Genomic DNA, 14,001 nt, shown 5'->3' with positions numbered 1-14,001 from the left:
GCGGGTAAAATGAAGGAATCTGACCTTGCGCCGGAAGCTTCCATGGACCTGAAGAACCTGTACACCCGCCTGCCCTCCGTTGACCGCCTGCTGGGCCACGAGCGCCTGGCTCGCCTGCTGGGCCGCCACGGCAACGCCGCGCTGGCCGAGGCCGTGCGCCAGACGCTGGAGCAGGCGCGCCGGACCATACGCGAACAACAGGCGCTGCCCGCCTGGGCCGACAGCGACGACAGCCTGGCCTCCGCCGTCGGCGACCGGGTCGCCGAACGGCAACGCATGCGGATGCGGCCGGTGTTCAATCTGTCCGGCACCGTATTGCACACCAATCTGGGCCGCGCGCCGATGGCCGAGGCCGCGGTGGAAGCCGTCGCCGCGGCGATGCGCGAAGCCGCCACGCTGGAATTCGATCTGCAAGGCGCCGGCCGCGGCCACCGCGACCAGGCGGTCAGCGAGCTGCTGCGCGAACTCACCGGCGCCGAAGCCGCCTGCGTGGTCAACAACAACGCGGCCGCGGTGCTCATCATGCTGTCCACCGTCGCCGCCGGCCGCGAGGTGATCCTGTCCCGCGGCGAGATGGTGGAGATCGGCGGCGCCTTCCGCATGCCGGACGTGATGCGTCAGGCCGGCTGCCGGCTGGTGGAAGTGGGCGCCACCAACCGCACCCATCTGAAGGACTATCGCAACGCCGTCACCGCGGAAACCGGCCTCCTGCTCAAGGTCCACACCAGCAATTACGCGATTCAGGGCTTCGCCAGCAGCGTGGCGGAGGCGGAACTGGCGGAACTGGCGCGCGAACGCGGCCTGCCGGTGGCCACCGACCTGGGCTCCGGCGCGCTGATCGACCTGGCCGCCTACGGCCTGCCGCACGAGCCTATGCCGCAACAGATGATCGCCGCCGGCGTTGACCTGGTCAGCTTCTCCGGCGACAAGCTGCTGGGCGGCCCGCAGGCCGGCCTGATCATCGGCAAGCGCGAATGGATAGACAAGATTCAGCAGCACCCGCTCAAACGCGCGCTGCGCTGCGACAAGATGACGCTGGCGGCGCTGGAAGCCACACTGCGCCTCTATCTGGAACCGGACCGGCTGGCCGACACGCTGCCGACGCTGCGCCGGCTGAGCCGCCCTCAAGCGGCGATGCGCGCCAGCGCCGAGCGCTTGCTCGCCCCGCTGAGCGCGGCGCTGGGAACGGACTACCTGGTGGAAGGCGCCGCCTGCCTGTCCCAGATTGGCAGCGGCTCGCTGCCGGTGGACCGGCTGCCCAGCTGGGCGCTGGCGGTTTCGCCGGCCGACGGCCGGGGCGGCACGCTGGAACGGCTGGCCGAAGCGCTGCGCGCGCTGCCGCAACCGGTGATCGGCCGGCTGGCCGACGGCAGACTGTGGCTGGATCTGCGCTGTCTGGAGGACGAAGCCGGCTTCATCGCCAATCTGGCCTCATTGGCGCGTCCATAGCCAGATCAAGACGCCGGCGGCCGCGGCCCAGCACGCCGCCGCGCCCAGCAAGGCCGCGCCCAGCCGCCAGCGGTCTATCAGCCAATACAGGGCCAGCAAATAGATGAAATAAGGCAGCAGCGAAGCCATGCCGAACAGCAAGGTGGTTTTCAATTCGGCCGCGCCGCGCTCGCTGCCGACAATATAGTGCGCGATCAACGCGAAAGTGGGGAATAGCGGCACCAGGCCGGCGATATAGTAATTCCTGGACCTGGCCAACACGCTGATCAACAGCACCGCCAGCGCACCCAAGGCGCTTTTCAGCAATAAAGCCATTCCCCTCCCCGTCCCCGGAAAACCCCAATTGTGTCACAAGGCGTCCCCGCCGCGGCTGAGGTTCATTCTTGTTCTCATTCTCATTAATAAAAACAATCAATTTTTTAAAATTAATAGCCTTTGTGCGATAATCAGGGCATCCCACCCACTGCCGGACTGCACTGCCATGGCCCACACTCATCACGCCATCGACGGCGACAGCGTAGAGAAACGCCGCGCCGGCCGCGTCAGCACGCTGGTCAGCGTCGCTGTCAACCTGATCCTCTCCACCACCCAGATCGTGGTGGGCGCGCTGGCGCACTCCTCCGCCTTGATCGCCGACGGCCTGCACTCGCTGTCCGACCTGATCGCCGACTTCGTGGTCTTGCTGGCCGGCAAACACAGCCATAAAGCGCCGGACAACGATCACCACTACGGCCATCACCGTTACGAGAACGCCGCCTCGCTGATCCTGGGCCTGCTCTTGCTGGGCGTCGGCCTGGGCATGCTATACAGCGCCGCCGCGAAATTCCACGACCCCGCCTCCATTCCCACCGTCCACGCCGTCGCCCTGTGGGTGGCGCTGCTGGCCTTGGCGGTCAAGGAGGCGCTGTTCCGCTACATGCTGGCGGTGGCCAAGCGCGTGCGCTCCAGCATGCTGGTGGCCAATGCCTGGCACGCGCGCTCCGACGCGGCCTCCTCGCTGGTGGTGGCGCTGGGCATCATCGGCAACCTGATGGGCTATCCGCTGCTGGACCCGGTGGCCGCCCTGCTGGTGGGCCTGCTGGTCGCCCGCATGGGCTGGCGCTTCGGCTGGGACGCGATGCACGATCTGATGGACCGCGCCGCCGACGACGACGCCGTCGCCGCCATCCGCCAGACCTTGCTGAGCACCCCGGGCATTCACGGCGTGCACGATCTGCGCACCCGCAAGATGGGCGACCTGATCCAGGTGGACGTGCACCTGGAAGTGGACGGCGCCATCAGCGTGGAGCAGGCCCACGCCATCTCGGAAGCCGCACGCCACCGCGTGCTGGAACGGCACCCGGTGCTGGACGTGCTTGCCCACATCGACCCCGCCGGCCATTATCTGCCGGACCCCTCGCCCGTCCGCTGAGCCCAGCCCATGGCCAAGTCCGCCGTTTCTGGCGATACTTGGCCTTTTACCCCTGCCGCTTCGCCCGCCATGATTATCGCCACCGCCGGACACGTAGACCACGGCAAGACCGCCCTGCTTCACGCCCTGACCGGCACCGACGCCGACCGCCTGCCGGAAGAAAAAAAGCGCGGCATGACCATAGACCTGGGCTATGCCTATCTGCCGACGCCCGAGGGCGGCGCGATCGGCTTCATCGACGTGCCCGGCCATGAGCGTTTCCTGAGCAATATGCTGGCCGGCGTCGGCGGCGTGCGCCACGCGCTGCTGGTGATCGCCGCCGACGACGGCCTGATGCCGCAAACCCGAGAACACCTGGCCATCCTGCAATTGCTGCAACTGGACAGCCTGACCGTGGCCATCAGCAAGAGCGACCTGGCCGGCCCGGAAGCGCTGGAAGGCGTCATGGACGAGGCGCGGCGGGCGCTGGCCGAACACGGCCTGCGCGCGGCTGCACTGCTGCCGGTTTCCGCACGCAGCGGCGCCGGCGTCGACGTCTTGCAGCGGCATCTGCTGCAACTGCGCGACCAAGCCGCCGGAACCGAACGCCGCTTCCGCCTGGCGATAGACCGCGCCTTCACCATAGGCGGCGCCGGCCTGGTGGTGACCGGCACCGCCTGGGGCGGCCGCGTGAACGTGGGCGACGCCCTATGGCTGAGCGGCAAGGACGTCGCCGTCCGCGTGCGCGGCCTGCACGTGCAAAACCAGCCGGCGCGGCAAGGCCAGGCCGGCCAGCGCATTGCGCTCAACCTGGTCGGCGACATCGACAAACGACAGATTCAACGCGGCGACTGGCTGCTGGAGCAAGCGGCGCCGGCGCCGGCCGCCCGCGTCAGCGTGCGCTTGCGCCTGGCCCCGGCCGCTCACGCCACTTTGCGCCACTGGCAGGCCGTCCATCTCCATCACGCCGCCAGCCACTGCACCGGCCGGGTGGCCCTGCTGGAACGTCCGCAACTCCATCCCGGCGACGAGGGACTGGCTGAACTGAGCCTGGACCGGCCGCTGCTCCTGGCCGACGGCGACAAGCTGATCCTGCGCGATGCCGGCGCGCAGCACACCCTGGCCTGCGCCACGGTGCTGGAACGGCAGCCGCCTACGCGCGGCAAGCGCCAAGACGAACGGCTGGCCCATCTGCGCGCCCTGGCCGCGGCCGGAAGCGACAACGTCCAGAACCTGCGGCTGCGCCTGAGCCGACAGGCGCTTTCCCTGCCCGATCTCGCCTGGGACCGGCAATTGAGCGAAGCCGGGCTGGCGGAGCTGCTGCGCGCCGCCCCGCTGCTCACCGCCGGCCAGCACGCTTACGCGCCGGAACACTGGGCGGAGTTGCAAGGACAGCTGCTGGAACGGCTGGCGGCGCTGCATCTCCAGCAGCCGGACCAGCTGGGCGCCAGCCGCGGCCGCGCGCGCCGGCTGGCGCTGCCGCAGGAAAGCGAGGCCGCGGTCAATTTGATGATCGATCAATTGCTGACGGAGGGAAGGCTGGCCAATACCCGCGGCTGGCTGCATCTGCCCGGCCACGTGCTGGCTTTCGACGCGGAAGAGACCGCGCTGTGGCGGCGTTTGGAACCGGCTTTCACCGATCAGGGACAGCCGCATTGGGTGCGGGATTTGGCCGCGGCGGCCGGCGTGGAGGAGGACACGGCGCGCGCCGTGCTGCGCAAAGCCGCGAGGCTGGGCCATGTCCACGCCGTGGTGCGGGACCGTTATTTCTCCAGCACGGCGATCCGCGGCATGGCGGCCATCGTGCACAGCCTGAATCAGGACGCCGGCTATGCCGACGCCGCCAACTTCCGCGACCAACTGGGCTGCGGCCGCAAGCTGGCGATTCAAATCCTGGAGTATTTCGACCGCTGCGGCTTCACCCGCCGCCTGGGGGACAGGCATTTGCTGCGCGAAGCGCGGCTGTTCGACTAACCTGCGTGTCCAGGGCCGGACGGCGATTCCAGCGCCCGGCCCAACACCGCGCGCAACCGGCTGATATCGAAAGGCTTCTCCAGCCGCGCGGCGAACCAGGCGGCGCGCGGATCGGCGTATTCCTCGGGGTAAGCGGTCATCGCGATGATTTTCACGCCGCGGTGGCGCACGCTGCGCTTCAGCGCCTCCGCCACCGAATAACCGCTCTCATTGCCCAGCTGCATGTCCAGCAAGACCACGTTGAAGCTGGCTTGTTGCAGCTTCTGACAGGCTTCCGCCACCGAGCTGGCGGTGGACACCGCGTAGCCGTTCATTTGCAGGCAATCGGAAAACGGCTCTCGGATATTCTTGTCGTCGTCCACCACCAGCACCGAACGTTCCGGCCCCGGCGGCTGATCCGGCACCACGATGGGCAAGCGGACGATGAACTCGGAGCCCACGCCCACCACGCTCTTCAGCTCCAGCTCCCCGCCCAGCAAGGACACCAGTTCCTTGACCACCGCCAGGCCCAGCCCGCTGCTGCCCACCCGGCGCGCGTGCCCCTGGAAAAACGGCTGGAAGATGCGCGATTGAAACTCCTCCGGCACGCCGATGCCGGTGTCTATCACGCGGATATCCAGGATATTGCGACCGTCGGCGCTGTCCACGCCGGCCTCCACCGTGACCGTGCCGTGATCGGTGTAGCGGATGGCGTTGGTCAGCAGATTGCCGACGATCTGCCGCAAGCGGTCGCCGTCCAGTTTCACCGTCTCAGGCAATTCGCCCAGCCGCACATGCAGGCCCAGGCCCTTGCCGTCCAACTGCGCGCGATGCACGTCGATCACCTCGTTCAAGGTCGCCGCCACGTCCACATCGCCGATATGCAGCCGGAACTGCATATTCTTGATCGCGGAGATGTCCATGATGTCGCGCACCTGGGTCATCAGATGCGCCATGCAGGTTTTCAAGCGTCCCACCGCCTTGGCGGCCTTGCCGGCCGGATCGATGTCCGGCTCGATCAACTCCACGCACACCTGCATGGTCTGCAGCGGCGAGCGGATCTCGTGGCTCAGCGTGGCGAGGAAGGTGGTGCGGTCCAGCTCCGCGTTCACCGTGGCCTTGTGCGCCGCCCGCTCCTGCTCCAGCAGCTGCTGGCGCGCGGCGGCGTCGCGACGCGCGCCCTGATAGCGGTACAGCAGCACGAAAATCACCATGCAGATGCCGCCCAGCGCAAACCACAGCGAGGCGACCAATTGCTGGTTGTGCCGCAAGTCCTTGTTGCGCGCGTCGCGCGAAGACACCTCGGCCACGCGCGCCTGGACCGCGAACTCCGCCAGCGACGGCCGGATGCTGTCGATGCGGTCTATGTTCTGCTGCGCGCTCCGGACGCTGGGATGCAGGATGTTTTCGTCCTCGAAGAAATCCTGCAGCAGGCTGGCTGTGCCTTTGAAGCCATCGACGCGGCTCAGCATCTCCTGCATCTTGGATGGCGTGACGAAATCCAGGAAACGGCTGTTGGCCACCGCCAGCCGGAATTGCACCTGAGACTCGGGGACTTCCCCCGCCTTCAAACGCAATAAGTCGGCGCGCGCTTTCTCCAGCTCAAGCTGCATCTGCGCCACCGACCAGTACAAATCCTCGCTGCGTCCCTCAAAGCTGCGCGCCGGCACATAACGCTCGATCGCCATGTAAACGCCGATGCCCAGCAGCAAAAAGCCGAGCAAGGCCAGCGCCGGGATGCCCTTCCAGCCGGACAGCATCGACTTGTTCACCGCTCGTCCCGAGCCCTCCTGGCCGGCCGGCATCAGAACACCACCAGGCGGTTGATCTGCCACACCAGCTTGGCGTCCATCACCGGCCCTTTCTTGTCCTCCGGCATTTGATCCAGCGGATACATCAGCCATAAGGGACCGCGGTTGGTGATGTCCAAAGGCTTGTTGTTGACCGAGCGCGCCAACACCACGTCGAAGTCGTAGAACTCGCGGCGGTCTATCCAGTACACGTAATCGTTCAGGGCCCGCAGCTTGACCTTCTGGCCGCTGGCGCCCACCTTGGCCAGAATGTCCCGCATCAGCGGCCCGCTGAACACCGATTGCGGCGTCCAGGTGGTCCGGGTCACCACCGAATGCTGACGCAAGCTCTGCAAGTCCTGCTCGCGGAACTCGTACACATTCTTTTCTTTATTGGTGAACTGGCTGATCTTGCCCGACACCGTCAACACCACAGGCCCCGGCGCGGCATGAAGCGCGGCCACGCAACACGCCAGCGCCACTCCGCTCAAGACCGCCTTCCCGCTCTTCCCCATGCCAAGCTCCCAACCCTGCTCATCCCGCGTCCTTGGCCCGGCGGCTTCACGCGCCGGACTCATGACATTTGAACTTTGATTTCACAAGCAAAATAATTGAATCTAATTAGAACAAAAATGCCATTAAAATATTTACGGCCAATATATCAAGCCGTCCAACAAAACGCCATCCGCCCGCATCCAGACCAGTCCCATGGGACAGTAGCCGCGACCCGCCGCCAGGGCGGCGCGCCGCGCGCAATGAAAAAGCGGCCCCTTGGGCCGCTTTTTCTGGGCTCCGCCGGCGTCGCCGGCCATGCTTTACTTGCCGCGACGCAGCCCCGGACGGCCGGCGACATGGCAAAGCTGGATAAACAGGGACAGAACGTGCTTCATGCTGATTTCCTTTATTCTCGGTAGACGGAATGCCCCGACGCTCTTGCGGCGCGTTCGGCGGGGCTCTCCATTCTAACGGCATGAGGCGAGGCCAAGACATTCATTTTATTTATCAGGCATAAAATTAACTTATCGCCGGTTCACCCTCTCACCAGCAAGACAAGCCGGCAGGGGCGGAGGAAGCGGATCGCACTAGCCGCGCATCCGCGTTTCAAAGCGGTGCTCAAGGCCCTTTCCCCGTCTCCTTGCCGCGCGACCGATCGTGAACGGGTTCCGATCCCGATTCCGCGATATAATGCGCGCTGGCGTCGCCCGGACGCCATCGGGCCAAGAGCCCGCTCGCTCGCAGGAAGAGACGCGTCCCCGGTGGGGCGGCTGGTCTTCAAAATCAGATGGGGCCGCCAGCGGTCCCGGGCAGGTTCGACTCCTGTTCTCTTCCGCCAACTTCAAGCCGTTGAAAACCGCATCAAGCCTAGAAAAGCCAAGCAAGTAAAGGGCTTTCGGTGTGCATCTCTCCAATCGCCACCGGCCTTGAACGGCTTGCCGCGGCTTAGAAATTCGCACAACTATCGCACAGATTTTCCAGCGGCATACCATTCCTTATATATGGGATTTTGTGCATCACATTCGGCCAGGCTCTTCGCCTCTGCTGAAAGTCTTCGCTCTTGCCGCGATTGCATGCATAGCGCGCATGAAAACGCATGAATCAAGCCAGACCTGCAGCCGGCCGGAGCGCCGCGCCTGAAGCATTTGCGGGGCTTCTATGCAGGTGCATAAATCCCGGCCTATTTAGTGCGGGGGCGAGGCGGGGCTTCGATAGCGCGCGCCGGGGCTTGGGTGGGGTCTTGCCGGCTGCCGGCCGGGCTTAGAGCTCCGAAAATGGGGCGTGCCGGGCCGCTATCACTCATGGCTAGGCGCTGCCGTTCTGGACGGGGGCGGCAGCATGCAAAAAGGCCGCCTTGCTGGCGGCCTTCTATGGGGGCGCTGGAGCCCTATTACGCTTGGCTTTTCGGGTTGTATGATCGGAACTCGATGATATCCTCCCCGACCATGTCGTTGATCGCCGATAGCCGCGCCTGAAGCGGGACCATCTCGCCTTCATGGAAGGCTTCGTCCGCCTTGCTGACGTCACCGAAGCCGCCGGTATTGCTGGGGACGATGCCCAGAAGCTGAGGCGGGACACGGTGCGCGGCCAGGACATCATCGCGGGTCACGTTCTTGATGTTGAAGAACTCGTCACGCGCGGCCACTTCGCTGATTGGGATGATCTGCACCCCGTCTTTCTTTCCGCCCGGCGCGTACATGAACAGATTGCGGAAATTCCCCACGCCTTTGGACTCTTTCACTTTCTGCCGTAGCTCGTCCACGTCCTTCTGGCTGTGGGCTGCGTCGGTCATGTAGAGCAGAAAGCCGGCGTGCGAACCGTTCAAATAGTATTTGCGCCGGAACAACGTCGCCGACTCGTTCAGCCAGGCGCTGTTCAGCGCGGCCAGGTATTCGGGCAAGCCGTAGATTTCCTGATTGATATCGGGCTCGATAAGGTGGCAGACCTCGCCCAGCTCCTGCTCCTGGCCATGGTTCGGCACCCACCAGTATTGACCGGCCTCTTTGCCACGGCGGGTGTGCTTGGCCAGCGCCGGCTTGTGGCGGATGGTGCCACCCAGGACATTACGCTCGCGCTCCAGATAGCCGTTGCCGAAAATCAGAAAGTCCTGCGCCAGGATGGTGAAATGTTCACGGGACAACAGCTTGTGCGGCTTGAACAACGCGGCCAGGCGGTTGCGCTTCACCGCCAGCGCGCTGGCGTGGTGGACGCTGGCGCGCCAGGAACGGGCCAGCCCTTCCCATGAAATCGGCGGTTCGTACCACTTGCCCGCGTCCGAACACTGTAAGTAGTCGAGGATTTCGCGCCGGTCCAAAACCGGGACCGGGTCGCCAAAGCTGAAGGCTTCCATCTTGGTGGCGCCGGCGGCTGTTTCTTGTTGGGTGGCGCGGATGCGTCGATTGCGTGGCTTGCTCATCAGGAAAACTCCATGAAGCTGGAAGACACGCCGCTGGCGCCCTCCAGCGGTTCGTTGATCAGGGTATGCATCACGGCGAACGCCAGATCCGCGTGACTGGTTTCTTCGGAGCGGCCGGCCTGGAAGGTCACGGCGCGGCCGCTGGCGGTACTGGTTTTCTTGATCGACAGAAAGGACGCGGCGATATCGGTGTTGCCAGCGTCGAACTCCAGCCGGCCGTGGTGGATCACGTCCATGGCCTTGAGCACCATCTTGGTTTTCAGCTCCAGCGAATACTGCAGGCCCACCGCATCCGGCCGGAACTGCTTCACTAGCTGGAATACGCCTGAGCCCAGGCCGGTGGCGTCAATGCCAAGATAGGCGACGTTATAGCGCTCGCACTGGTCCTTGATCGCCTTGGCCTGGGCGGCGAAGTCCCAGCCCTTGAACTGCATACGCTCCAGCACGCGGAACTTGCCGCCAGGCGTCAACGGCGGCGCCACGATCACCAGCGCGGCGCTGTCGCCGCTCTCGCTTGGGTCATAACCCAGCCACACTTCGCGGTGGCCGTAGGGCCGCAGCGCGAACGGCTTGAAGTCGTCGGACCATTTCTCCCAGCTGTCCACCATGCAGCTCTGCAGCGAAGCGAAGGAAAACACGCTGGCGCCGTCGTCGATGAACTGGCAGTAGAACAGCTGCAGCAGTTCCTCCGGGCTGTACTCCAGCCGCAGCCGGTCCAGATCGAACAAATCGCAGCCGCCGCGCAAGGCGTCTTCGATGGTGACGATCTGGCGCCACTGGCCATCGGCGCAGAGCAGGCCGCCGGCCAGCGCCGCATGACTGACGTCCAGCTTGATGTGGTCCTTCTTCGGCCGGCCTTTGTTGTAATGCTCGCCGGTCCAGAACGGATAAGCCTCGTGGCTCATTGCCGACGGCGTCGAAAAATAGGTCATGCGGAAGCGCTTTTGCGACGCCATCGCGCTGACCAGCTTGCGCAGCTCCTGGTAACGCGGAATCCAGAACACCTCGTCAACGTAGACATTGCCGGAACGCCCTTGCGCGGTGCGGCCATTGGTCCCAGGAAGGCCAGCTCCGCGCCATTGGGCAGCTTGATCACTTCCCCTTTCAGCTCCACATCCGCCGCGTCGCGGGCGAAGTCGACGATATAGGCCCGGAACAGGTGGGCCTGGGCCTTGGACGCCGACAGGAAAATCTGATTTCGCCCGGTCTGCAGCGCGTCGATGAAGGCTTCGTGGGCAAAGTAATAGGTCGCGCCGATCTGGCGGCTTTTGAGGATGTTGCGGATGCGTTCGGTCTGGCCGGCGCGGTGCCAGTTCTTCTGATAGCCGAACATCTTGTCGAGAAAGGCCGCCACCAACTTGGCCTGCTGCTCCTCGCTGATCGCGTTCTTCTCCGGCGCCTTGCGCGGCTTGGCGTTGCGGCCGGCCACCTTCGGATTAAGGTCAGCCTCATTGCCGCCGGTGCGATAGCGCCGCACCCGCTCCAGCCGCTCCATCTGCCGACCGAGAGCGTCCAGCTCCTTGTATTCGCTGTTTCCCTTCGTCGGCATGCTGATCAGCTGAATCATGCGCGTTTCCAGCGCGCAATCCACCCTCTCCAGCGGCGTGGTGTCGTCCCACTGGTCGCGGCGCTTCCAGCTATGGATGGTCGCCGGCTTCTGTTTCAGCGTCTCCGCAATGCGCGCCACCCGCCAGCCTTGAAAGTACAAATGCTTGGCCAGGCGGCGCGGGTCCAGATCGTCGGGAATGGGAAAAGTGCTCGTCATGCCGCGAGTGTGCAGAGCGCTCCCGGCTAAATCCCGCCATGCCGGTTGTCCTGCAGCGTGGCACAACGACATGTCGATGACGGCGCGGCGGCGCGGCCGGAACATGGGCGCATCGTCACGACCGACACCCGACCGAGGACCGCAACCCATGGCAAGCAAGAGCCGGAAATTCCGCGTCGCCACCGAAGGCGCCACCACCGACGGCCGCAAAATCGAACGCGTCTGGATTGAGCAGATGGCCGCGAACTACAACCCGAAAAAGTACGGCGCGCGCGTCAATCTGGAACACGTCAAAGGCATTTCGCCGGACAGCCAGTTCAAGCGCTACGGCGACGTGCTAGCGCTGAGCGCCGACAAAGTAGAAGACAACAAACTCGGCCTGTTCGCCGTCATCGATCCCACCGACGATTTAATCGCGCTGAACAAGGCGCGACAGAAGGTTTACACCTCCATCGAAGTGAACCCCGAGTTCTCCGATACCGGCGAGGCCTATCTGGTGGGCCTGGCCGTCACCGACGACCCCGCCAGCCTGGGCTGCGAAATGCTGCAATTCAGCGCCACGGCGAGCAAAAGCCCGCTGGCCGGCCGCAAGCTCAGCCCTGGCAATCTGTTCACCGAAGCCATCGAATTCACCCTGGAGCTGGAAGACGACCACCCCGGCGCCGTCGAGGGCTTCGCCAACAAGATCAAGGCCATGTTCAGCAGCAACCGCAAGGCGGTGGACAGCGGTTTCAGCGAGCTGCAGCAGGCCATCGAAACCATCGCCGACAGCCAACAGCAAGTGCTCAAACAGACGGAAGGCTTCAGCCAGCTGGAAGACCAGCACAAGACGCTGCAGGCCGAGCACAAAACCCTGGCCGGCGACTTCGCCGAACTGAAACAGCAATTGAGCGCGCAGCCGGTCGGCTTCGTCCGCCAACCCACGGCCGGCGGCAAAGACCGCATCGCCGCTGATTGCTGAGCAATCGACAGCTGAACCCAAGCCCACTACACCGGAGCCCCAAAACATGCGCAACGAAACCCGCGAGCAGTTCAAGCACTATCTGAACGACATCGCCCGCCTGAACGGCATCGAAGTCGGCGACGTCGTCAGCAAATTCAGCGTCGAGCCCAGCGTCCAGCAAAAGCTGGAAACCCGGGTTCAAGAATCCAGCGATTTCCTGGGCAAGATCAACCTCTTCCCGGTGCAAGAGCAATCCGGCGACACCGTAGGCCTGGGCGTGTCCGGCCCCATCGCCGGCACCCAGAACACCGACGAGGGCGAACGCGAAACCCGCGACGTGGCGCAGCTGGACGAGGACGGCTACCGCTGCGAGCAGATCAACTACGACAGCCACCTTAAATACAAGACGCTGGACGCCTGGGCCAAATTCCCTGACTTCGCCCCGCGCCTCAGCGGCGCCATCATCCAGCGCATCGCGCTGGACCGCATCATGATGGGCTTCAACGGCGTAAAGCGCGCCCGCACCAGCAACCGCAATCAATACCCGTTGCTGCAGGACGTCGCCGTCGGCTGGCTGCAAAAAATCCGAGAGCGCGCGCCCGGCCGCTACCTGAAAGAAGGCAAGAAAGAAGCCGGCAAGATGAAGATCGGCAAGGGCGGCGACTTCAACAACCTGGACGCGATGGTGTTCGCCGCGGTCAATGAGCTGATCGACTCATGGCACCAGAATGACACCCAGTTGGTGGCCATCTGTGGCCGCCGGCTGATGTCGGACAAGCTGTTCCCGCTGGTCAACGGCAACCACGACCCGATGAACCAGAAAGCGGCCCAGGATCTGATCGTCAGCCAGCGCCGCATAGGCAATCTGCAAGCGGTGCAAGTGCCCTACTTCCCGCCCAATGCCGTGCTGATCACCCGCCTGGACAACCTGTCGGTGTACTGGCAGGAAGGCACCAACCGCCGCAGCATCATCGACAACCCCAAGCGCGACCGCGTTGAAACCTTCCAGTCCAGCAATGACGATTTCGTCATCGAGGACTACGGCTGCTGCGCCTTCATCGAAAACATCGAGCTGCTGCCGGAGTCCGCCGCATGAATTTGTTCCGCGAGCACTTCCAGCGCGAAGCCGCGCGACGGGAGTCGGGCGAGGACGACTTCGGCGGCATGGCCAACGCCAGCGGCTACCAGCTGATGCTGGCCAAGCTGGCCGACGACCGGCGCCGGCTCAAGCAAATCCAGTCCATCGAGCGCAAGGGCGAGGTCAAGCGCGAGCTGCTGCCGGATTACGCGCCCTGGGTGGATGGCGTGCTGCAGGCCGACGCCGGCGGCCGCGACGACGTCGTGGTCACGGTGATGATCTGGCGCATCGACGCCGGCGACTACCCGGGCGCGCTAGACATCGCCGACTACGCGATGCGCCACGACCTCTATGTGCCGGATCGCTTCGAACGCACGCTGGGCACCATCGTCGCCGAAGAACTTTCCGACGCCGCCAAACGTCTGCGCGACGCCAAAGAACCCGGCTTTGATGTCGGCCTGCTCGCGCGCGCCATGGCCATGACCGCCCATGCCGACATGCCGGATCAAGTGCGCGCCAAGCTGCATTGCGAGCTGGGCTTCTCGCTGGCGGACAGCAACCCGGAACAGGCGCTGGAGCAGTTGCGCCGCGCGCTGCAGTTGCACAACGGCATCGGCGTCAAGAAAGCCATCGAGGGACTGGAACGCAAGCTGAAGAACACGCCTACGCCCCCGGGCTGAGGCACACCGAGCGACCCCGCGCGACTGACGGCAGGGGGTTGA

At 64.7% G+C, this 14,001-nt stretch carries 10 protein-coding genes, 1 tRNA gene and 1 pseudogene; 7 read left to right on the top strand and 5 right to left on the bottom strand.

Annotated elements, in window-relative coordinates; translation table 11 throughout:
- Nucleotides 1–42 precede the first annotated feature (42 nt).
- Complete coding sequence (gene selA / locus HQN78_RS23820) at nucleotides 43–1,449, top strand: L-seryl-tRNA(Sec) selenium transferase (RefSeq protein WP_235086799.1); 1,407 nt, start codon at nucleotides 43–45, stop codon at nucleotides 1,447–1,449.
- Here selA and HQN78_RS23815 read toward each other — a convergent pair.
- Nucleotides 1,432–1,764: a GlpM family protein gene (locus HQN78_RS23815; protein ID WP_107800500.1), complete on the bottom strand. Its 333-nt coding sequence runs from the start codon at nucleotides 1,762–1,764 to the stop codon at nucleotides 1,432–1,434. The genes selA and HQN78_RS23815 overlap by 18 nt on opposite strands.
- Before the next feature lie 166 nt (nucleotides 1,765–1,930).
- Between HQN78_RS23815 and HQN78_RS23810 the strand changes: the two genes are divergently transcribed.
- Both HQN78_RS23810 and selB read left to right on the top strand, forming a co-directional pair.
- A complete protein-coding gene (locus tag HQN78_RS23810) occupies nucleotides 1,931–2,860 on the top strand; it encodes a cation diffusion facilitator family transporter (protein ID WP_107800501.1) in 930 nt (309 codons plus the stop codon).
- 69 nt (nucleotides 2,861–2,929) lie between these two features.
- The gene (gene selB / locus HQN78_RS23805; protein WP_235086796.1) at nucleotides 2,930–4,813 is read left to right on the top strand and encodes a selenocysteine-specific translation elongation factor; all 1,884 of its coding nucleotides are present in this window, start codon (nucleotides 2,930–2,932) and stop codon (nucleotides 4,811–4,813) included.
- On the opposite strand, the gene HQN78_RS23800 is transcribed toward selB, so the two are convergent.
- Together HQN78_RS23800 and HQN78_RS23795 are read right to left on the bottom strand one after the other, a co-directional pair.
- Entirely contained in the window at nucleotides 4,810–6,564 is a 1,755-nt protein-coding gene (locus HQN78_RS23800; protein ID WP_158274333.1) for a HAMP domain-containing sensor histidine kinase, read from the bottom strand. The genes selB and HQN78_RS23800 overlap by 4 nt on opposite strands.
- Before the next feature lie 32 nt (nucleotides 6,565–6,596).
- Entirely contained in the window at nucleotides 6,597–7,097 is a 501-nt protein-coding gene (locus HQN78_RS23795; protein WP_107800504.1) for an oxidoreductase, read from the bottom strand.
- Between the two features lie 723 nt (nucleotides 7,098–7,820).
- Here HQN78_RS23795 and HQN78_RS23790 point away from each other — a divergent pair.
- Nucleotides 7,821–7,915 (top strand) — tRNA-Sec (locus tag HQN78_RS23790).
- Between the two features lie 552 nt (nucleotides 7,916–8,467).
- Here HQN78_RS23790 and HQN78_RS23785 read toward each other — a convergent pair.
- Complete coding sequence (locus tag HQN78_RS23785) at nucleotides 8,468–9,493, bottom strand: phage portal protein (RefSeq protein WP_235086794.1); 1,026 nt, start codon at nucleotides 9,491–9,493, stop codon at nucleotides 8,468–8,470.
- Nucleotides 9,493–11,258, bottom strand: a pseudogene (locus HQN78_RS23780) (terminase ATPase subunit family protein). Before HQN78_RS23780 ends, HQN78_RS23785 begins: the two are co-directional and overlap by 1 nt.
- A gap of 148 nt (nucleotides 11,259–11,406) precedes the next feature.
- Between HQN78_RS23780 and HQN78_RS23775 the strand changes: the two are divergent.
- The 3 genes from HQN78_RS23775 to gpM are packed head-to-tail and all read left to right on the top strand — an operon-like array spanning nucleotide 11,407 to nucleotide 13,959.
- A complete protein-coding gene (locus tag HQN78_RS23775) occupies nucleotides 11,407–12,219 on the top strand; it encodes a GPO family capsid scaffolding protein (RefSeq protein WP_235086791.1) in 813 nt (270 codons plus the stop codon).
- 46 nt (nucleotides 12,220–12,265) lie between these two features.
- On the top strand, nucleotides 12,266–13,297 hold the full coding sequence (locus HQN78_RS23770) for a phage major capsid protein, P2 family (RefSeq protein WP_235086789.1): 1,032 nt from the start codon (nucleotides 12,266–12,268) through the stop codon (nucleotides 13,295–13,297).
- Nucleotides 13,294–13,959: a phage terminase small subunit gene (gpM, locus tag HQN78_RS23765; RefSeq protein WP_235086787.1), complete on the top strand. Its 666-nt coding sequence runs from the start codon at nucleotides 13,294–13,296 to the stop codon at nucleotides 13,957–13,959. The genes HQN78_RS23770 and gpM overlap by 4 nt, the downstream gene beginning before the upstream one ends.
- Nucleotides 13,960–14,001: the final 42 nt, after the last annotated feature.

Origin of the sequence: Chromobacterium sp. Beijing, from assembly GCF_021496765.1 — a bacterium.
Classification (GTDB): Bacteria; Pseudomonadota; Gammaproteobacteria; order Burkholderiales; family Chromobacteriaceae; genus Chromobacterium.
Note: the sequence above shows the minus strand (reverse complement) of the source record. Positions and strands in the feature narration are given on the sequence as shown.

Coding starts and splice junctions, on each gene's coding strand:
- gpM (WP_235086787.1), top strand. CDS start 13,294: ATGAATTTGTTCCGCGAGCACTTCCAGCGCGAAGCCGCGCGACGGGAG.
- selB (WP_235086796.1), top strand. CDS start 2,930: ATGATTATCGCCACCGCCGGACACGTAGACCACGGCAAGACCGCCCTG.
- HQN78_RS23795 (WP_107800504.1), bottom strand. CDS start 7,097: ATGGGGAAGAGCGGGAAGGCGGTCTTGAGCGGAGTGGCGCTGGCGTGT.
- HQN78_RS23810 (WP_107800501.1), top strand. CDS start 1,931: ATGGCCCACACTCATCACGCCATCGACGGCGACAGCGTAGAGAAACGC.
- HQN78_RS23785 (WP_235086794.1), bottom strand. CDS start 9,493: ATGAGCAAGCCACGCAATCGACGCATCCGCGCCACCCAACAAGAAACA.
- HQN78_RS23775 (WP_235086791.1), top strand. CDS start 11,407: ATGGCAAGCAAGAGCCGGAAATTCCGCGTCGCCACCGAAGGCGCCACC.
- HQN78_RS23815 (WP_107800500.1), bottom strand. CDS start 1,764: ATGGCTTTATTGCTGAAAAGCGCCTTGGGTGCGCTGGCGGTGCTGTTG.
- selA (WP_235086799.1), top strand. CDS start 43: ATGGACCTGAAGAACCTGTACACCCGCCTGCCCTCCGTTGACCGCCTG.
- HQN78_RS23770 (WP_235086789.1), top strand. CDS start 12,266: ATGCGCAACGAAACCCGCGAGCAGTTCAAGCACTATCTGAACGACATC.